This is a genomic window from Pseudoalteromonas sp. RW-H-Ap-1 (assembly GCF_048318575.1).
In the GTDB taxonomy this organism is placed as follows: Bacteria; Pseudomonadota; Gammaproteobacteria; order Enterobacterales; family Alteromonadaceae; genus Pseudoalteromonas.
Map to the genome: position 1 here is coordinate 591,128 of NZ_CP166997.1, position 20,592 is coordinate 611,719.

A 20,592-nucleotide genomic window follows, 5' to 3' on the forward strand; every position below is an offset into this window, starting at 1 on the left:
CGCGGATGTTACCCTATTACAGACCAATGGTTAAGTAATGGCAGACTATTTAGGGTAAATACTCATACCAATAATAAGAATATGACAAACAAACACCACAGATGTGAGCACAAAGCGCATTTTTTGGTAATCTTTGTGGTAATTCTGCCAATTAACCGATGCTTTTTCGAAAATCAGAACCAACCAAAAACTCGCGCCTAACCACGCAAGCATCCACTCAATTGGCAAAAATGATAAAAACGGAATAGGAATGACCGGCAGCACAGCTTTAATAGCATCGGCAAAGCTTTGTTGCCCTGCATGCCATAAATTACCTGCCATAAAAGCTAAAATAGCGATGCTGTAGAAACTAAAAAACTCTAAATTAACACTGTTGCTGCCAAACATAAGTGGCCAACCCACACAGCCTAAAAACGGCAGCAAGCCCAAATAGCCTAGTTGAATGTGATTAACAAATTTTTCCATGGTTAAGCGCCTTAATTGAGTAGGTATTTCAACATTGCTATTGTAACAAGGATAGATAGAGTTATCTCATAGAATTCATACAATGCTTAAACGATCATGTTATTAATGGCGATCACTCATTTTAGTAATAACAAATTAAAATAGTGGTTTTTGAAGCGCTAAGTTAGTGATTATTCGATTATTACCTATACTGATTGTGGGTATCACCAAATGGATGATTAGTATGGCTAACAATGTCACTCGACGTAAATTTTTAAGTACGCTAGCGGTCGGTGCTGCTACCTCTGCTGTCGCATTTAAAGCGCCGTATGTGTTTGCAAAAAAACCGGTTACGCTCAGAGTCATGGGAACGCATGTAACTTTACAAGAAGAGCTTAGAGTCCGCGCCATGCAAGAGCTTGGTATTAATATTGAATTTACCCCTATGGGGAGTGCGGCCGTTTTACAGAAAGCAGCCGCCGATCCCTCTTCATTTGATTTATATGAACAATGGTCTGACTCAATTAATATATTGTGGCAAGCCAATGCTATTCAACCAATTGAAGTAGAAAGACTAAAATATTGGCAGGAAATAAACCCACTAACCAAAACCGGTAAGTTAGTTCCGACAGCAAAATTGGGCGCAGGTGATGCGCCCAACAAAATTTTATATGTTCAACAAGATGGCTCACTTGGAAGTCAAGCTACTGAAAAAATAAGTTTTATGCCCTATGTTCATAATGTGGACTCATTTGGCTATAACACTAATTTTATACCTAAGGGTGTGGCTTACGAGACTGAATCGTGGGGCTGGTTACTTGAAGAGAGTAACAAAGGCTTTGTTGGTTTGGTAAATGCCCCCACCATAGGCATTTTTGATGCCGCATTGGCAGCCCAAGCACAAGGGCTCATGACATTTAATAATATTGCCAATATGAGTGTTGCAGAAATAGACAAACTGTTTGCAATTTTAATTAATAAAAAGCAAGCAGGACATTTTTCTGGGTTTTGGACATCGGTGCCACAATCTGTTGAGTTTATGCTTAAAAAGCGTGTGCACATACAAAGCATATTTTCTCCGGGGGTGACTGCATGTAGAGCCCAAGGTTTACCAGTAGTTAATGCATCTCCTAAAGAAGGGTATCGAGCATGGCATGGGGTGATGTGTCTCTCTGCTAATACGGTAGGGCATGTAAAAGACGCCGCTTATGAATACATGAACTGGTGGTTATCGGGCTGGCCTGGTGCATTTATTTCCAAGCAAGGTTATTACATTTCTAATCCAGAACGTAGCAAAAAAATAATTACCCCCCGAATGGGATTATTGGTACGATGGCAAAGAAGCGACTCAACCACTAGCGGGTACCGATGGCAAAAATATAATTATGCCAGGGCAAATTCGCGATGGCGGCAGCTATGAAAAGCGCTTTTCTAATATTGCGGTGTGGAATACAGTGATGGATAACTACGATTACAGTTTAGATAAATGGTTTGAACTACTAAACGCATAAGGGAATTGAATGCTAAAACAGTTAATTGGTTCTTTATCTATTAAAGTATTATCTTCGTTGGCTATTTTTATTTTAATACAAATAATAGTTTACGTTGTTATTAATGAGCGAACCGACAAAATAGAGCAAGCCAGTAAAAATGTATTGAACATTAATGGGCTGTCAGTTGTTGTATTTGAAATTAACAAAGATATTTTACAGATCCAACGAGATATTTCGGTTTATGGTGTGTCGGGTAGCGAGGTTATTTTTGATAAAATAAAAAGCACTCATCAAAGTATTCAAGCGCGGTTAATTGAAGCACAACAGCGAATTCAGCAACCCGAGATTAAAAACTCATTAAATGCCATGCAATCATTGGTTTTAAATTACGGCAAAAGTATCGATAGTCTTAAAAAACGATATGATGAAAAGTCTAAAATTATTGAGCAACAGCTACCAAATACCTACGAATTAGCATTGACTACCTTAGCAAGCAGGGATCGAGAAACGGCCAGGCTGAACAAAGAGTCGTTATTATTATTTCAGCTAAAGGATCATTGGCATCATCTGTATCGCAATTCAATCCTGTTTTTAACTCAACGTGATTACGCCAAACGTAGCCAAGTAAAACAGCGGCTACAATTAATTAAACAATTAACCAACAGTGGCGCTACAAACAAAATGATTGGCCAAAACAAGGTCGAGCAACTAAATAGTTTAACAACTAAATTCGAGTCTTTATTTGCTCAGGCCATTCAAGCCAATAGAAATTATTTAACCTTAAGCAATATTGTTATTGCCGGTGATTCGGTTGAATTTTCAGCACTTGCTAAAAAATTGCAAGAAGATGCATTGTTGTTGCTTAGTGATATTTCGCAAACCAGTCAAGAGAGCATTAATGCTGCGCAAACTGTTATTCAAGTGTCGTTATTTTTGTCTGTTACCTTGTTTATTCTTTTCGCTTTATTTTTTCACTTTCATATTATTAATGCGATTAACAGGCTCACAGTTAGTTTTAGATCATTTTTAAATGGTGATTTCTCAGCAAACATAGCTGATATTAACCGTGAAGACGAAATAGGGTTTTTAGCCCAAGCAGCAAATAAATTTAGAGTGTTAAACGAGCGCCTAGTTGAAGCAAAAAAAGCAGCAGAAGAAACATCCCGAATCAAATCTGAGTTTTTAGCTAATATGAGCCATGAAATACGCACTCCCATGAACGGTATTTTAGGCATGGTACAGCTAGTGAGTAATACCGAACTCGATGCTAAACAAAAACGCATGATTGAGGTTATTAGCTCTTCAGGTAACAGTTTATTGGTTATTCTTAATGACATTCTTGATTTAAGTAAGCTCGATGCCGATAAAATGCTACTAGAAAACAGAGAGTTTAAATTAAGTGCTTTATTGTATGAGCTGGAACAAATTTTTAAATCGCAAGCCGATCATAAAAATATAGAGTTTAAAATAGTAAAAGAAAAAGTAGATTCTGTTGATTTGGTACAAGGCGACGAAACCCGTTTAAAACAAGTGCTAATGAACTTATTGGGGAATGCATTTAAATTTACAGAGTGTGGAACAGTAACATTATCTGTTGACTTAAAAGAGAAAAATAGCAATGAAGTGATGTTACTATTTAGCGTTATCGATAGTGGTATAGGTATTTCACAACACAGTATAAAAACGTTATTTGATGCTTTTACCCAAGCTGACACTTCAACAACACGTCGTTTTGGTGGTACAGGGCTTGGATTAACTATCTCTAGTAAAATATTAAACTTAATGGGCAGTAATTTACAAGTAGAAAGTGAATTGGATAAGGGTTCGAGATTTTATTTTCAGTTAACGCTTAGTACTCCATCATCAGATGTGAACGTAAAACAGCAAGCACAATTACCCGATGTAAATATTAAAAATAAAGATATACAAGTATTAATTGCCGAAGATAATCCGGTAAATCAAATAGTGTTAGAGAACTTTTTAAAAGCAATGGGTATTAAACATATTACCGTGGCAGATAATGGTGAAATAGCGCTTGAGCTATGCACTAAACAACAATTTGATTTAATTATGATGGATATTCAAATGCCGGTAATGAGCGGGCTTTTGGCAACTAAATATATTAGGGAACTAGCCAATTACCACGATGTGCCCATTATTGCCGTTACTGCCAACATCACTGAAAAAGACGAGCCTGAGTACGTGGCAGCGGGTATAACTAACACTATAAACAAGCCTATAGAATTCAATAGTTTAAAAGTTATAATTGACCAGTATAGCGAGTAAGAATAAACATCCTATGTGCTTTTATATTTTTTGGTGGTATTGGTTAGCAATACACTCAAAAGTTAAAAGCGCCTTTAGGCGCTTTTAACTTTAATTAGCAATAGATATTTTCAGTGGTTTATTCATTATCACCACCAAAATGCTAATTACTGGGTTGTATCTCTAAGTAGCTGTTAATGGTTGATTCGAGTTTTTTGTAGCGAGTTTGAATGAGCTCTAATTTATTCTTCATACTGCCCATGGCATTTTCACTGGCCATTACTTCCAACTCATCAAATAATTTATGCAAGTTAGCTGCACCTACATCACCCGATGAGCCTTTCAAGCCATGACTTAGTTTTGATATTTGCGATAAATTATTGTTATTTATTGCATCCTCAAGTTCTTCTAGCTTCATTGGTGTACTTTGAAGGTATAATTCGCATACTTTTATAAGTAGCTCTTCATTATTTAATAATCGGGATAGTGCATTATCTCTATCCCAATCAGGTAAATTTTGACTATCCAAAGTATCAGGAATTGGTTTATTAATTTCGTTAAGCTGATTACTTTCTAATGGAGCTTCTTTTATAAAAGTTGAAGACAACCACTTTGTAGCCGTTGCAACTAATACCTCTGCCGAGATAGGTTTAGTGATGTAATCACTCATTCCTGCATCTAGGCATTTTTGTCTTTCACCCATCATTGCATTAGCAGTCATAGCGACTATGGGAATATCACTATTTTGAGGCGCTGCTTCACCAGCTCTTATTTGTTTTGCTGCATCATAACCATTCAATATAGGCATTTGGCAGTCCATAAATACACAGTGGTATTGATGATTATTGGCCACCGAGTTAACAAGTTTTTCTACTGCTTGTTGGCCATTTGACGCGGTATCTATCTCTAAAGATAAACATGACAATATACCCGCGGCTACTTCTATATTTATATCGTTATCATCAACGATAAGAACATGCGCCCCTTTAAAGTCAGAATTATCAGTTTTAACTGAGTCTGATTCACGGCGTTTGTTAATATTAACATTGCTGCTACCAGCACTTATTTTATCTTCAAGACTGCGTTCATCGGCTACTGTTTTTAAAAACTCTGAAATAAGTATTGGCTTAGAAAGTAAGCTGGCTTGCACGTGTTTTGTTTTAATTTGCGGATAACCACGATTTGCTAATAAAATAACTTTAATTGCATGATGATTAGCAATAGATGGCCACATTTCATCTAAACGTTTTAACAATGTGTCGTCTTGTTCAATAAGTATAAAGTCAGGTAAAGGTACGTTTTTTATATCATCTGAAACAAGAGATTGTTGTAATTGTTCAGGTGAAAAACTGTTTCCAGAAAAAGCAGCTATTAAATTATTTATGCTGTCGGCTAACTCGTTATTTTTAGTCACAATAGTAAAGCTTTTGTTTTTTAATCGTGGGGTAAAACTATAATGAGTTGTATCATCATTGCTCAGTGTTAGTTTTATATGAAAACTGCTACCTAGTGACTTTTCTGACTCAAAGCTAATTTCTCCGCCCAGCAGGCTACAAAGCTGTCTACATATAGAAAGCCCAAGCCCTGTTCCACCAAATTTAGACGCTACGCTTTTGTCTTCTTGAGAAAAGGCGGTAAATAATTTGCTTTGGTTTTCTTGTGCAATGCCCACACCGCTATCGGTAACTTTTACGTGAACAGTCACATTATTATTGCTTGTTTGCTCGCAATAAGCGGTGACCTTTATAAACCCAGTTTCAGTAAATTTAATCGCATTATTTACTAAGTTAGTCAGGATTTGTGAAAAACGATGGGGGTCAGTTTTAATCGTCTTACATTTTAAATTAACAACATCTAAAACAAATTCGAGGCCTTTCTCCTGAGCTTTAACAGCCATACTGCCACAAACGCTTTCGATTAATTTTATTAAATTAAACTCTTTAAAGTTCAACTCAAGTTTACCGGCTTCTATTTTAGATAAATCCAAAATATCATTTATTAATACAGATAAAGCACTCACACTTACTTCGGTCATTTCTAAATAATTTTTTTGTGTTTCACTCAATGGCTCTTTTTTTATTAAGTTTAAAGTACCCACTATGCCATTAAGCGGAGTACGCATTTCATGACTTATATTAGAAATAAACGCACTTTTTACTTCACTGGCTTGCTTGAGCTCTTTAGTGCGAATGGCTACTTTATTTTCAAGCTCATGATTTACTTTTATTATTTCATTCTCAATGGTGCGCTCTTTGGTTACATCTCTGGCTATTATTGCAATACCAATAAACATTCCAAATGGATCGATAATGGCTGATAAAGAGAGTGAAAAGTAGCGTTTAGTAGAGCCATTATTAATACTCACTTCCTGCTTAAATTGACGAGTACCATCGGTGAACTTTTCAATTAGCTCGTTAAAATTTAGCTGATCTATTATTTTTAAATCATTAATTGGTTTTCCAATAGCTTCTAACTCTCCAAGTTTAAACATTAGAGTTGCGGCGTTATTCCAACTAGAGACAATACCGTTATTGGTAATGCCAATTACCGCATCAGATGAGCCGGTTATAATTGCTTCAGATTGTGCGCGTGCATTTGCAAGCTCTTGGCTTTTGCGAAGACTACGATTGAAAAATGCGAGAATAATAGTTAATACAATAACCAAAATAAGTAAAAAGGCGTAAAGCTTTGTTCTACGTTCCATTTCAATATTTTTTATATACTCAACAGGCGCTAAAACGTGACTAGATAAAAAGTTTTGTTTTTCACCCATCGCTAAAGTGATTTGTTTTCTTGCGGTGTAATAACTTGTTTGCGCATTATTTTTTGGTTTTATAAGCGATAATGAGCTATTAGCAATGGGGTTAAAAGTGTAATTATTATTGATGCTAATATCACTACCTAAGTCTTTACCAAAGGTGAAATCTTTATTTGGGTGCGATAAAAAATAGCCATTACTGTCAGTTAAAGCGAGTTGAAATGGTGTAGTAAGACTGTTTTTTAAAAGGCTTAATAAGTTATTAGCATCTACGTTAACAATGATAAAGCCAAACCGATTTTGATTTTCATCAAAAATTGGCATAGATAGCCTCAGCATCGGGCGATAAGGAAACTCTATTTTACCGTACTCTCTATTTAACGAAATCTCAGACATATATATTTCGCCATCAGAGAGGTTACTACTGGCCGTAAAGTATTCTTGCGCTCCTTTATTTTGGAGCCTATTTAAATCTATAACCTCTACAGCGGCCTGAACGCGATCAACCCTTACCAGTTCTTGTCCTTTTTTGTTGGTACTGATGATTCTTAGCTGCTCGTAATCTGGGTTATTTTTTAAAAACGCTGCAAATATAATTTCAAGCCTTGTTTTCCATTGAGCATAGGTGGTGTTTTCTAGTGGGTCTACACCTTTGTTATTTGATGCCCTGGCTAAACCTTTGATTGGAGGGGTTGCGTGTAGAAAACGAATATTTCGACGGTAGTTTTCAATAACCTCTTGTGTTTGTGAATTAATAGATTGGTTTTTGTCTATTATTTCATGCTCTACAGAGCCAAGTACTGAGCGCGATAAACTTGCTTCATTAATAATTATAGCTACAACAATTAAGGTAATTATGGCGGATAAAGAAATAGGGAATAAAAGGGTGTAATTACTTACCTGACGAATTATCCTTTTCTTAAGATTTATTGGCATCCACTACTCCAATTAAAGACCAGCCATTATTTGGCTACCCTAAACTTAGAGAGCTATAGGTAATTTATCAAGTTTTACCTTTAATAAAGAGTTTTGTTTTTTATTCATTTATATCAAATTTAGAACTCTAAAAACCTTTTTTGATTGACGCTAATAATATAATACTTAAGTATATATTTTAGGTAATTGGTGGAGGTTTGGGTTAACTCGGCTAGGATTTATGTGCATTTGTTTAATTTTTTATGGGAAGTGATTGTGTTAACCACTGTAGATCAAAGCTTTGCGCAACGAGTACTTATTGTTGATGATGAACCCACTAGTTTAATGATTTTAGAGGGGGCATTATCAAATATTGCAGAAGTTATATGTAGCGATACTGGTTTTGGCGCCATTGAAAAAGCACAGCAGTTTTTACCTGAAATTATTTTATTAGATATTGAATTACCTGATATTAGCGGGTTAGAAGTGTGTAAACGCTTAAAAAACGATCCCAAAACTAGTGGTGTAACAGTAATATTTATTACCTCCCATAATGAAAGTAAGTTTGAGCATTTGTCTTTAGAGTTGGGTGGGATTGACTATATACAAAAGCCCGTTGATCTTAAGGTGTGCCGCTTGCGCGTTGGCAATCATCTAAAACTAAAAACACAAGAGCAACAACTAAAACATTCACAGCGTTTACTTGCTATTGAATCAGAAAGATTGCGCGTAACGCTCAACTCGATTGGCGACGCTGTTATAGCAACAGACAAAGACGAAAAAATAACGTTTATGAACCCGATTGCAGAGATGATGACCGGTTGGGTAATGCATGAAGCAGTTGGTAATCATATTTCAGAGGTTATGCAACTACGGGATGCAACCACAAAGCACAAAAGCCTTAATCCAATTTCTATTGCTTTAAAAGAGCAGCGAAGAGTGGCTATGGCGCTTAATTGCCAATTAACGAGCTTAAATGGCAGAATTCATCGGGTTGAGGATTCTGCTTCCCCCATCAGAGATGAAAAGGGGAATATTATTGGCGCGATTATAGTTTTTCATGATGTGAGCGAGTCGATTGCGATGGCTGTTAAGATGAGCCATTTAGCAAACCATGACCAATTAACCGATTTACCCAATCGAATTTTATTACATGATCGCGTTGCGCATGCTTGTCAGGTATCTGTGCGTAATGGTTTTTTAGTGGCGTTAATGCTAATTGATATTGATCATTTTAAATATTTAAATGATACAGAGGGACACCATGTTGGCGACCAAATCATAAAACTGGTTGCTAAACGACTTGAATCTATTGTTGATTTAAATACGACCTTGGCCCGTGTTGGCGGGGATGAATTTGTATTGTTGCTCCCAGATATTAAATCGCCGTGTCATGTTGATGCTGTTGCATCTGATATTTTGTATGCAATGCATCAACCTTTTCGTGTTGATGGAAGAGAGTTTAATTTAACTATAAGCGTGGGAATTAGTATTAATCCAACGGATTCTGATTCTGCCGAATTAATGATGTCGCATGCTGATGCAGCAATGTATAAAGCCAAAGAGCATGGTAGAGATAGATTTTGTTATTTTTCAGATGACTTAGAACATGAGTTTCATCAACGTCAAAATATAGATAAGCTTTTGAGAAATGCACTTGAAAAAGACACGTTGGAAGTTCACTTTCAGCCCAAGCTTAGTTTAAAAAATAAATTAATTATAGGTGCTGAGGCGTTAGTAAGGTTAAGAGATGAGGAGGGCGGTTTTATATCGCCGTTACACTTTATTCCATTAGCTGAAGAGACCGGTTTGATTAATAAGTTGGGTCATAGCGTTTTAAAACAAAGCTGCAGAGCGGCTAAACGCTGGCTAGATAAAGGCCATCCAATTAAAGTTGCTGTTAATGTGGCTGCTAAACAATTTACAGATCCTAAATTTATAGAAAGCGTAGCACAAATACTTGAGGATACTGAGCTTCCTAGTGGTTATCTTGAATTAGAAGTGACAGAAAGCGCTTTAATGAGTGATTTTGATGAAACAAGTCGGATATTAAACGGGCTTTCAAACCTTGGTTTGAGCATAGCGATAGATGACTTTGGAACGGGCTATTCGAGTTTATCGTATTTAAAGTTATTTCCTGTTGATGTATTAAAGATTGACCAGTCATTTGTTAAAGATATGGTTGATGATAAGCAAAGCCTAGATATAGTGAAAGCAATCACCCATTTAGCACACTCACTTAATTTAAAGATTGTTGGTGAAGGCATTGAAACTCAAGCACAGCTTGATACGCTTATTTCGCTTGGATGTGAGCAAGGGCAAGGGTTTTTGTTTAGCAAAGCTTTACCTAAAAATGAATTTGAAAATCTCATTTTCTGATGGTGTAACTAGTATTTTTAATTTTAAGATAGCTTGCATTCAATTATTGTGGCTTGTTAACTTGATCAATCTTAAAAAGCGATTGTTTTAATCTAAACAATCAATTTTATTTAATTTCTCAATGGCCTTATTGTATTAACCAAGCCAACGCACAAGGCGTTAACTTTTTAAATACACTAAACATAAATGAGGAATACTATGAGCACTTCATTGATTAACACAAAATTACAACCTTTCAATGCAACAGCTTACCACAATGGTGACTTTGTAGAACTCACTGAAAAAGACGTATTAGGTAAGTGGTCTATCTTTTTCTTTTACCCTGCAGATTTCACATTTGTATGCCCAACTGAATTAGGTGACCTTGCAGATTATTACGCACAGTTACAAGAAATGGGCGTAGAGGTTTACTCGGTATCAACAGATACTCACTTTACTCATAAAGCATGGCATGACACGTCAGACACTATCGGTAAAATCACTTACCCAATGATTGGCGACCCAACAGGACGAATTACACGTAACTTTGGTGTAATGATTGAAGATGATGGTTTAGCACTTCGCGGTACATTTGTAATGAACCCAGAGGGCGAAATCAAAGTTGTTGAAACGCATGATTTAGGTATTGGTCGTAGTGCTAAAGAACTTGTTCGTAAAGTACAAGCCGCACAATACATTGCCACGCATGACGGTGAAGTATGTCCTGCATCTTGGCAGCCAGGTGAAGACACATTAGCACCTTCACTAGACCTAGTTGGTAAGATTTAAACTTTACCTTCACTAAATTTAGAGTAGAACATGACTCTAATACCAGTGAGCCTACTTGGCTCACTGGGCGCTCTCCCACGCCATCACTCTTTTCTAAAATTCGCACATGCACTGATGGCATGGGGGTTCTGCTGTTTTATTTTTCCGTAAGGGGCTAAGCCATGTTAGACAACAACATAAAGAACCAATTAAAAAGCCATTTTGAATCGCTGACTCAGCCTGTTGAGCTACTTATCGCCTTGGATGACAGCAAAAAATCAACAGAAGTAGAAATTTTAGCGAATGATTTAGCATCACTAAGCGATAAGTTTAGTGTGAGTAACAATCCAGATTCTGCGGCACGCAGACCTTCAATGGTGGTGCATTCGCCACAAAAAAATACTCATATTACCTTTGCAGGGGTACCTATGGGTCATGAATTTACTAGTTTAGTACTTGCGCTATTGCACACAGGCGGACACCCAAGTAAAGCCAGCCAAGATGATATTGAGCAAATACAATCACTTGATCAAGAACTAAACTTTGAAGTGTATATCAGTTTGAGTTGCCAAACCTGTCCGCAAGTGGTTCAGGCACTTAATACTATGGCTGCTACAAATAGCAAAATATCTGCCACCATGATTGATGGTGCATTGTTCCAAGATGAAGTCGAGCAGCGAAATATATTGGCTGTACCCGCTGTTTACTTAAACGGAGAACCTTTTAGCCAAGGGGCAATGAGCCTAACCGATATTTTAAATAAAGTTGATAGCAAAGGTGCAGAGCGCCAAGCTAAAGCATTGAATGAAAAATCAGTGTTTGATGTTCTCGTTGTAGGCGGCGGCCCTGCGGGCGCATCGGCAGCTATTTATTCTGCACGTAAAGGGCTAAATACGGGGGTGGTTGCTGATCGTTTTGGCGGGCAGGTCGCTGACACATTGGCTATTGAAAACTTTATTTCGGTAAAAGCAACCGAAGGACCAAAAATGGTGGCCCAGCTTGAAGAGCATGTTAAAGAATATGATGTTGATGTAATGCACAACCAACGCGCTGCAAACCTGCAAAAAGGGAGTAATGGCTATGACATTACTTTGGAAAATGGCGCTGTATTACAAGCAAAATCACTCGTATTAGCAACCGGTGCACGCTGGCGAGAAATGAACGTACCTGGCGAGCAGCAATATAAAGGTCATGGTGTTGCTTATTGTCCGCATTGTGATGGTCCGTTATTTAAAGGCAAACCTGTTGCTGTAATAGGCGGCGGTAACTCAGGTATTGAAGCGGCTATTGATTTAGCTAACATCGTAGAGCATGTAACGGTGCTTGAATTTGCCGACACGTTACGTGCCGACGAAGTGCTTATTCGTAAAGCTAATAGTCTGAAAAACATTACTATTATTAAAAATGCACAAACAACTGAAGTACTCGGTGATGGTAATAAAGTGACAGGCCTGAATTATACCGATCGTGTTTCTGGAGAAAGTAAGGAGCTAGCTTTAGCCGGTATATTTGTACAAATTGGTTTGATACCAAATACCGAATGGTTAAAAGAGAGTGACCTTGAACTTAGTCAATTTGGTGAAATACTCATTGATGCTAAAGGTGCAACGTCGTTACCGGGTATATACGGTGCGGGCGATGCGACCAATACGCCATTTAAGCAAATTATTATTGCTATGGGCGCCGGAGCAACTGCGAGCTTAGGAGCTTTTGACTACTTAATTCGCCAAACACCCGATGCAGAGCAAAACGCTGCTTAATAGTTTTAGCTTAAAGTCTCTTGATAAAACAGCTCTCACCCATAGCTGTTTGTTCACCCAAGCCGCCCTCTCCAAAGGCGGCTTTTTTGTGTGCTATTTAAGTCGGGTAATACCCACTAAAATACAAACTGCCCCGCCAATAAAACCTAGCCATGCTTCTACAGGGGTTTCGCCGTTTAATGCGCGGGTAACTTGTGAAGCTGCAGAATCGTAAACATCATAACCCCACATACCAAGCGCTACCCCAATAACAATAAGTACAATACCAATGATTTTATTTGTCATAATGATCCTTTGTGTTTTTAGTGCAAGTTAATCTAGGTGACACTTATTGTTATAATGTGGCTAAGCCCAGTCTTTTTAGTGTATTTGTAATTGCTTCTTCTATCGCTGGAAGCTTAAACGGTTTGGCTATAAACATTTCCATGCCTGCTTGCTGGCAGTTTAGTTTATCTTGTGAGGATGCATTGGCAGTTAACGCCACAATATAAGTTTCTTGCGGGTCACAAATACCTTGTGCTTTTAGTTGCTTAGTGGCCTCGAAACCATCCATGATAGGCATGATGCAGTCCATAAAAATAAGGTCAAAATGCTTTTGCTTGCATTTTAACAGGGCATCTTGGCCGTCTATAGCAAAGTCTGACTTTATATTAAACTTATCCAGCGCCGCTTCTAATACCAGACGATTTATTTCGTTATCATCAACCACCAAAACAGATAACTTATTACTGTGATTATTAATAGATTTAAGGCTAGGTGTTTGTATTTGTTGTTTACCAAGTTCAATCGGGATAGTTAAGGTAAAACACGTGCCCACGTTAACCTCACTGGTTACCTCAATTTTGCCATTCATAAAACCAACGAGCTCTTTAACTATGGCTAAGCCCAGCCCAGTGCCACCTTTATTGTTGTTAGCATCAACCTCTTGGGTAAAAGGCTTAAATAATGAGTTTAAATACGCTTTACTCATGCCGCGACCTGTGTCGGTTATTTTAATGGTAAGTAAAGGGTGTTTTGTATCTAATGCTAACTGTGAATCGAGAGAAACAGATCCATGCTCTGTAAATTTTAGCGCGTTACTCAGTAAATTAGATACAATTTGGCTTAATCGAGAGGTATCGCAGTATACCCAAACATCATTAGCAATGTTGTTTGTGGCTAGCAGTTCAATGTTTTTATTGCTAAACAATACCGAATATAAAGAAACTAAATCGGTAAATACCGTTTTAAGTAGGGAGTGATGGGGTTCCAGCTTTAATTCACCATGATTTATTTTCGAAAAATCGAGCACTTCATTGATAATATTCAATAAAATATCAGCGCTTCGAAGGGCGACTTTAATTTTTTCTGCCCGCTTATCATAATCGTGTTCATCAATGAGTGTGGCTAACATACCCGTAATGCCATTGAGCGGAGTGCGTAGCTCGTGGCTAATTTTTGCAAATAGTATACTTCTATCTTTTAATAGCTGCTCAGCAAGTGCTTTTTTTTGTTTTAACTCTTCGCGTAACTTAACGGCTTCAGTTATATCTTGAAAAGTGCCAAATAACCGTACACATTGGCCATTATTAAACTCGGCTTCACCAAAAGTCGACACCCAAATATTTTGCTGTTTAGCGGTAATTATTTCCAGCTCTAAGTGCCATTTTTCACCCTTAGATACCGCATTTTCTACCGCTTTATTAATGCTATCTCGACTTTTGCCCGCTTTGTAAAACTCTACAGCGGTATTCATATCAGGAGTAAAGCCTTCTTCGGCTTGATGAATACGTCGAGTTTGTTGACTCCAGAAAATGGTATTTTCTATTAAGTCGACTTCCCATGTGCCTATATTTGCTACGTTTTCTAGCTTTAATAAAGAGTCACTATTTTTGGTAAGATTAGCTTTATCCTGATTGCGCGCAAATTCAGAGCCTAACCACTGTGCTAATAATTCAATATAATCATAAGCTTCATCGCTAAAAGGAGCGCATTCTTGAGCTGATGAAAGGTTAACAGTGCCAAATACCTCTTGGCCTATTCGTATAGGCGCACCAATGTACGCTTCTAATTGAAAATTAATATAGCATGGGTGATTGGCAATACTACTTTGCGACGCATTATGAAATGCCAATGCAGAGTTGGCCGACAAGGTATGGGTGCAATAGGTGCCGTTTAACTCAAACTCAGTGCCAATAGCAAGAGAATTGTCAGGGGTAATGGCATGCAAAACAGTGTATGAATCATTTTTTACGCGGCTAATAATAGCTAAATCGAGCTGAAAAACATCGAGCCCAAAAGCAAGTAAGTCTGCAATTTTTTGATCAAAGCTTAGTTGTTGATCTGAGACTATATTATGAAAGCATCGAAGAAAATTCACAAAACCCCTTAATTTATTTGGTGTGTACACAGAGTTAATGCAAGAAACATGCCTAACTTTAATCTTTTTTTGACAACAAGACGATTAATACATCGTTCTTTATTACATTAACTTGCTGACTTAACAATTTATAGGTTGAGTTGGTTTTATATTTAGGTTTATAACATCGTCGACCTCTTCTGGATCGATTTTATCGCTTATGGTCGTTCCTTAGCAAATCGAGAGTTATCCAAGTACGTTTTAGCTTTACTTATGCCCATTTTATAGCCTGAATTGAGTATAGCCAGATTTTTAGTGGTGCGGCCGACTTTAAACTCTGCTGGTGGAGCAATAATATTTATTTTGCAATCTGAGGGAGGATTATACAAAAAATCAATACTGGCATTATAGTTTTTAGAGCGCTGAATAGTGGCCTGTGCAAGTGCAGGGTTATCTTTATAGAGTCGCTTAGTTAACCACGGTACTTTGTAATCTTTTTTACGATAGCCTAAAGATTGAGAAAGGATAACCGTTATCTCTGATGCCCCCATCTCATAAGCTTTTTTTACCGGAATAGGATCTGCTACGCCACCATCGGTCATGGCAATCCCGTTTATTGTTGGGTAATCCCGATAAGCAAAGGGTATAGCGCAAGAGGCTTTTAATTGCTCTACCATTTCGCTGCCTGTTGCTTGTAAGTAATGAGCTTGCCCAGACTCGATTGCTGTTGCAACAATGTAAAAGTCGTGAGGAGATTGCGAGAATTCGTCTTTATTCAACGGAATTTCACGTATGGTCTCTTGCCAAAGCCAGTCTAGGTCAAACAAGTGACCACCTTTAACAAATCGGGAAAGGTTAATAAATTCAGGCCTACAGGAATAATCAGTAATCACTTTGTAGTTTCGAGTTGCTTGTTTACATAAATACGCAGCAACATTTGTAGCACCAGCAGATACACCAAAATAGCTGGTAAAAGGTTGATATTGTTGTGCTAAAAACTCATCTAGCACGCCAGCGGCAAAAATACCGCGCATGGCACCACCCTCTACCACTAATGCATGTTGGCTATTGCTCATATTAACTTCCATCCTTTGACAATACGCTCATGCTAACAAGTGTACTTGAACTGTGCGAGCATCTTTTTACTTTGATTCATTAGTTTTAAGTTGTTTTCTGTAGGCGGTTGGGGAAATAGAAAAAGTGGCTAAAAAATGCTGGCGAAAACTCACACTTGATAAAAAGCCTGAATCCGTTGCTACTCTATTAATTCTTAGCAAGCAGCTTAGTTAGAATTAAGTTTGTGTAAAATGAATGATCATAATATTAAAAAGGGCGGTAATAAAGTATTACTGCCCTTTTTATCTAATGTAGTTCTATTTGGCTTCAACCCACATAGTGCCTACTTCTTTTTTTACAACCTTAACATGTGTACCCGCAGGGATTGGTTGTTTACTTTTCAACTTCCAACTAATTCCTGAATAAAGGTGCGTAGTGTGTCCGTTTTCATCAACATCGTCAGCTAACACAAAATCAAGCTCAGCGAAGTCGCTCTGTACACCTTTTTTATCTACTTGGTTTTGCATACGCTTTAATGGTTTCCATAAAAATAGCGCAAATCCAGCTGTAATAAGCGTGTTACTCCACAGTGCGGTAGTTAGAGAGTCATCTAACAAATTAAAGTTCATCAATAAACCGCTGGCAAACAAAGACATACCTAAAAATAATAATATAAAGGTAGACATACCTAACACAGCCACTTCGATAATGAGCGCAAGCACGCCTAAAATCATCAGTGCTTCAGGTAAGTTGTTAGTAATAAGCGTCATTATTTATCCTTAACAGGTTAAAGTTTTTGCTTTTGATTTAGTGAGTTAATAATTGACATGCCTTGTGCAACTAATGAGCTTGCATCAGTGGCGCTATCGGGCAATAAAACAACTGATGACTCTTTCGCGATAGCTTCTTTAGCGGCAATGGCTTTTGTTGCTAAATCGAGTTGAATCGCTTTTTGACCTTGCTCAGTATCAGCAGCTTCACCTACTTTACGCAGTGCATCGGCTTGCGCTTCTGCAACCGCAATAATAGCTTTAGCTTCACCCTCTGCGCGCAGAATCTGTTCAGCTTTTTCCCCTTCAGCGCCTAGAACCTGAGCCTGTTTTTTGCCCTCGGCAACATTGATATTTGATTGACGATCACCCTCTGATTCTAAAATTTGTGCACGTTTAACACGTTCAGCTTTCATTTGCGCTTCCATCGCTTCCATCACTGATTGTGGGGGCACAATATCTTTTATTTCATAACGTAAAACTTGAATACCCCAAGGCTCAGCTGCTTGGTTAATAGAGGTTACGATATTAGTATTGAGTACATCACGTTCTTCAAATGTTTTATCAAGCTCCATTTTACCCAGTTCAGAACGCATCGTGGTTTGTGATAGCTGCGTTACTGCAAATACGTAATCATCGACTCCGTAAGTTGCTTTATATGGGTCGAGCACACGAAAGTACAATACACCATCAACTGATAACGAAATATTATCTTTGGTAATTGCTGATTGCGAGGGCACATCTTGAGCTTGTTCTTTTAAGCTTCGATCAGCAGCAATACGATCAATAAAAGGCACAATGAAATTTAAGCCCGCTTCTTTAGTTGATTGGTATTTACCAAAACGCTCAATTAACCATGCTCGGTTTTGTGGCACAAATTTAACACTACTTTTTAATAGTACTAAAACAAAAACTAGTAAAAACGCTTCAACGGTAAAAACAATATTTATAATTTCTGCGATGGGATCCATAGGGTATTTCCTTGTTAATTACATTCAGTCCAAAAACTGCGTGGTGTTTATAATTTCAACGATCTACAGATTATCATTAGTTTTTAGTTTGTTCTATAAAAACAGAAAGTAGGCCATTAAGAATAGATTATTCAAAAGAACATATTTGATTTCTGCCTGCTTTTTTGGCTTTGTATAAAGCAATGTCGGCATTTTTTATTATCGTTTGCATATTAGTGTTAGCGTTTGGGTAAGTGGTAAAATACCCAAAGCTCATTGTGATATGAGGAGTAACAGAAGAAAATTCATGGGGAATATTTAACGCTTTAATTTTTTGCTGTATCAGTATAGTAAACTTTTGGCATTGTTCTTTATTCGAGGCCGGCAAAATAATTGTAAATTCTTCACCTCCATACCGAGCCACTATATCACCCTCACGTTTACATACGCTTTTTAAAGCGCGCGCCACTTGTTTTAATGTGTCATCACCTTTTTGGTGACCATAGTTATCGTTATAGCGTTTAAAGAAATCGATGTCACACATAATCAAACTAATAGGCTGATTATGTCTTGCACAACGCTTAATTTCACTGTTGAGAGTGCTATCGAAAAAGCGACGGTTTGCAATATCAGTAAGTGCATCGGTATTCGCTAATTTATTGAGCTTAGTGTTGGCGTTAATTAATTGCTGTTGGGTTAACTGCAGCTTTTTTTTATAGTTAATATTCTTGAGGGCATTATTGATGATTTCACCTACGAGCTTTATTCTAATCAAATCAATTTTGCTCCAATGGCGCTTAGTTTTAACGCAATCACAGCCGATGAAGCCTACCAGTTCCTCATCGAAACGAAGGCCTATGCATAAAACCGACTGAATACTTTGCTCTTTAAACTCTGCTTTTTCAGCATCAGCTTTAGTAGGTAATAGCTCAATATCATCTACTTGAAATAGATGGTTCTCATTCATTACCTCAAAAAAATAGGGGAGTTCTACTTTTGGTATGTTTTGCAGTCTGTCTTTGCAAGCAACAATACCCTGATTGACCCATTCGTGAGTATTGGTGATAGTTTCGTCATCGGTGTTAAATTCAAATAAATAACTACGGTCAGCCTTTAATACGGTGCCGATGGCTTTGAGGGCAAAGTTAATTTGTTGGTCTATATTATCGTTTTGTATATCAATAAGTTTGGTAGAGATTTTGGAGATAATATGATCAAAGTTGTATTGCTCTGAGAGTGAATGATCTTGCTCTAAAGTGAGCATAGATATAGAGCCATCAATTACAGAATGATCAATATTTAACAGCTGTGAAGTGGGTTCAGAATCTAATAAAACGGTTGTTATGTTAGAAGAAAATAACTGCTTAATACTGACAATTTCATCATTACTAAAGTCGCGTAGCACAACATTGCTAAAAGCATCTTTTTTAACAGCACTTTCATCCTCTATTTTGAGTAACGTTTTGGCATGCTGATTTAATGTGTAGTTTTGGTTTTTATCATCATAAACAATCACGGCTAAATTAATAAGATTAAAAACCTGCCAAATTATTTTGTCTGAGTCATGACTCACTGATTTCTCCGCAATTATACAGGCAGAACTCGCCAAATCTTTTAATTATTAATAATATATGTCTCTTTATATTTAGTACAGTTCTTTGCATTTTACTAAGTTTTTAGTGCGTTTAATTGGTCTTCGTATTACAATTGTGACTGTATATCATTTCGCACTTTCTAATTTGCTTTATTTCATTAGCTTACTTTGTTTTCAGTAAAGGCCTTTTATATTTCATGACAGAAATAACTACACACCACGCCTCCCGTCGCCGTCTATTAATTGCACTTGCAATTACCTGTTCGTTTATGGTGATTCAGCTTATAGGTGCTTATTATGCTAATTCACTGGCTGTTCTTGCTGATGCCGGCCACTTATTTGTTCATAACAGCTCACTATTTATAGCACTTATAGCCTCAAGCTTTGCTATTCATTTGGCTAAAACTTATAACGACGGCCATCAAAAAGCTGAATTAATCGGCGGTCTGATCAACGGCATTTTATATCTCGCTATCAGTTTACTTATTTTATTTGAGGGAGCTGAGCGCTTTATGGATCACAAAGGTGGACATGAGCTGATCATAAATAGTTATTTAATGTCGGTGATTGCTGCTATTGGTTTTTTATTTCATGGTGCGGCAGCGTGGGTATTATATAAAGGTCGTAAAGCCAGTATTAATGTGTATGCGGTATTTTTACATTCGTTTTTTGATTTAATCTCGACTGTTTCCACTTTTGTTGCCGGTGTTCTTATTTATATTACAGGCTGGAATGTGATTGATATTTTATCGAGTATGTTAATCGCATCATTTGTACTGTTTACGGGAATTAAGGTGATAATTAGTTGCATTAAAGGGCTACGCTCAAATAAAGCAAAGTTGCCAGAAGTCCAAGATATCGAAACAGAAATAACCAGCATGGAGCATGTTGCAAATGTGCATAACGTTACCGTTGTTCGTAAGAATAAAAAAGTGATAGTAGGTGCTCACGTAGTGTTAAAGCAACATTGCACTATAGAAAAGCATGATGAAGAATGTCGTTTAAAAGTAATCAAACTACTTGCAGATAAATTTAATGTTCGTAACAGTGTGCTACAAATCGAAAGCTATGAATGCAAGCACATCCATTAAAAAGTTTAACCTAAAGCGACTTGGTTAAGTCG

The 20,592-nt window shown here is 37.3% G+C and carries 13 protein-coding genes and 1 pseudogene; 6 read left to right on the forward strand and 8 right to left on the reverse strand.

The features are described from left to right. Nucleotides 1-45: 45 nt before the first annotated feature. Nucleotides 46-465, reverse strand: coding sequence for a DUF3429 domain-containing protein (locus tag AB8618_RS19015; RefSeq protein WP_409425753.1), 420 nt, complete (start codon nucleotides 463-465; stop codon nucleotides 46-48). A 223-nt stretch (nucleotides 466-688) separates the two neighbouring features. Here AB8618_RS19015 and AB8618_RS19020 point away from each other — a divergent pair. Together AB8618_RS19020 and AB8618_RS19025 are read left to right on the forward strand one after the other, a co-directional pair. Continuing rightward, a pseudogene (locus tag AB8618_RS19020) lies at nucleotides 689-1,955 on the forward strand (ABC transporter substrate-binding protein). Between the two features lie 9 nt (nucleotides 1,956-1,964). Next, the gene (locus AB8618_RS19025) at nucleotides 1,965-4,223 is read left to right on the forward strand and encodes an ATP-binding protein (RefSeq protein WP_409425754.1); all 2,259 of its coding nucleotides are present in this window, start codon (nucleotides 1,965-1,967) and stop codon (nucleotides 4,221-4,223) included. A 142-nt stretch (nucleotides 4,224-4,365) separates the two neighbouring features. On the opposite strand, the gene AB8618_RS19030 is transcribed toward AB8618_RS19025, so the two are convergent. Next, nucleotides 4,366-7,896, reverse strand: coding sequence for an ATP-binding protein (locus AB8618_RS19030; RefSeq protein ID WP_413403038.1), 3,531 nt, complete (start codon nucleotides 7,894-7,896; stop codon nucleotides 4,366-4,368). A gap of 255 nt (nucleotides 7,897-8,151) precedes the next feature. Between AB8618_RS19030 and AB8618_RS19035 the strand changes: the two genes are divergently transcribed. The 3 genes from AB8618_RS19035 to ahpF all read left to right on the forward strand — a co-directional run bounded on the left by AB8618_RS19035 (nucleotide 8,152) and on the right by ahpF (nucleotide 12,761). Further along, a complete protein-coding gene (locus AB8618_RS19035; protein ID WP_409425756.1) occupies nucleotides 8,152-10,254 on the forward strand; it encodes an EAL domain-containing protein in 2,103 nt (700 codons plus the stop codon). Nucleotides 10,255-10,452: 198 nt separating this feature from the next. Continuing rightward, the gene (gene ahpC, locus AB8618_RS19040) at nucleotides 10,453-11,022 is read left to right on the forward strand and encodes an alkyl hydroperoxide reductase subunit C (RefSeq protein ID WP_413403040.1); all 570 of its coding nucleotides are present in this window, start codon (nucleotides 10,453-10,455) and stop codon (nucleotides 11,020-11,022) included. A gap of 161 nt (nucleotides 11,023-11,183) precedes the next feature. Continuing rightward, nucleotides 11,184-12,761 carry an alkyl hydroperoxide reductase subunit F gene (ahpF, locus tag AB8618_RS19045; RefSeq protein ID WP_413403042.1) on the forward strand — a complete coding sequence of 526 codons (1,578 nt, stop codon included), beginning with the start codon at nucleotides 11,184-11,186 and terminating at the stop codon, nucleotides 12,759-12,761. A 93-nt stretch (nucleotides 12,762-12,854) separates the two neighbouring features. On the opposite strand, the gene AB8618_RS19050 is transcribed toward ahpF, so the two are convergent. From AB8618_RS19050 to AB8618_RS19075, 6 genes are all read right to left on the reverse strand, one after another. Further along, nucleotides 12,855-13,046, reverse strand: a complete 192-nt coding sequence (locus tag AB8618_RS19050) for a DUF3185 family protein (RefSeq protein WP_131692170.1) — start codon at nucleotides 13,044-13,046, stop codon at nucleotides 12,855-12,857. A gap of 49 nt (nucleotides 13,047-13,095) precedes the next feature. Then, nucleotides 13,096-15,120, reverse strand: a complete 2,025-nt coding sequence (locus AB8618_RS19055; protein WP_409425758.1) for a hybrid sensor histidine kinase/response regulator — start codon at nucleotides 15,118-15,120, stop codon at nucleotides 13,096-13,098. Nucleotides 15,121-15,317: 197 nt separating this feature from the next. Beyond that, nucleotides 15,318-16,175, reverse strand: a complete 858-nt coding sequence (locus AB8618_RS19060; protein ID WP_413403045.1) for a patatin-like phospholipase family protein — start codon at nucleotides 16,173-16,175, stop codon at nucleotides 15,318-15,320. Between the two features lie 297 nt (nucleotides 16,176-16,472). Then, the gene (locus AB8618_RS19065) at nucleotides 16,473-16,925 is read right to left on the reverse strand and encodes an NfeD family protein (RefSeq protein WP_409425760.1); all 453 of its coding nucleotides are present in this window, start codon (nucleotides 16,923-16,925) and stop codon (nucleotides 16,473-16,475) included. 17 nt (nucleotides 16,926-16,942) lie between these two features. After that, nucleotides 16,943-17,896, reverse strand: a complete 954-nt coding sequence (locus AB8618_RS19070; protein ID WP_409425761.1) for an SPFH domain-containing protein — start codon at nucleotides 17,894-17,896, stop codon at nucleotides 16,943-16,945. A 127-nt stretch (nucleotides 17,897-18,023) separates the two neighbouring features. Beyond that, nucleotides 18,024-19,448, reverse strand: a complete 1,425-nt coding sequence (locus AB8618_RS19075; RefSeq protein WP_409425762.1) for a diguanylate cyclase domain-containing protein — start codon at nucleotides 19,446-19,448, stop codon at nucleotides 18,024-18,026. Between the two features lie 218 nt (nucleotides 19,449-19,666). Between AB8618_RS19075 and AB8618_RS19080 the strand changes: the two genes are divergently transcribed. Further along, nucleotides 19,667-20,560, forward strand: coding sequence for a cation diffusion facilitator family transporter (locus AB8618_RS19080; RefSeq protein ID WP_413403048.1), 894 nt, complete (start codon nucleotides 19,667-19,669; stop codon nucleotides 20,558-20,560). Nucleotides 20,561-20,592 lie beyond the last annotated feature (32 nt).

Excerpts from the sequence above, each read along its gene's own strand:
- AB8618_RS19015 (WP_409425753.1), bottom strand. The coding sequence starts at position 465 with ATGGAAAAATTTGTTAATCACATTCAACTAGGCTATTTGGGCTTGCTG.
- AB8618_RS19025 (WP_409425754.1), top strand. The coding sequence starts at position 1,965 with ATGCTAAAACAGTTAATTGGTTCTTTATCTATTAAAGTATTATCTTCG.
- AB8618_RS19030 (WP_413403038.1), bottom strand. The coding sequence starts at position 7,896 with ATGCCAATAAATCTTAAGAAAAGGATAATTCGTCAGGTAAGTAATTAC.
- ahpC (WP_413403040.1), top strand. The coding sequence starts at position 10,453 with ATGAGCACTTCATTGATTAACACAAAATTACAACCTTTCAATGCAACA.
- ahpF (WP_413403042.1), top strand. The coding sequence starts at position 11,184 with ATGTTAGACAACAACATAAAGAACCAATTAAAAAGCCATTTTGAATCG.
- AB8618_RS19050 (WP_131692170.1), bottom strand. The coding sequence starts at position 13,046 with ATGACAAATAAAATCATTGGTATTGTACTTATTGTTATTGGGGTAGCG.
- AB8618_RS19060 (WP_413403045.1), bottom strand. The coding sequence starts at position 16,175 with ATGAGCAATAGCCAACATGCATTAGTGGTAGAGGGTGGTGCCATGCGC.
- AB8618_RS19065 (WP_409425760.1), bottom strand. The coding sequence starts at position 16,925 with ATGACGCTTATTACTAACAACTTACCTGAAGCACTGATGATTTTAGGC.
- AB8618_RS19070 (WP_409425761.1), bottom strand. The coding sequence starts at position 17,896 with ATGGATCCCATCGCAGAAATTATAAATATTGTTTTTACCGTTGAAGCG.
- AB8618_RS19080 (WP_413403048.1), top strand. The coding sequence starts at position 19,667 with ATGACAGAAATAACTACACACCACGCCTCCCGTCGCCGTCTATTAATT.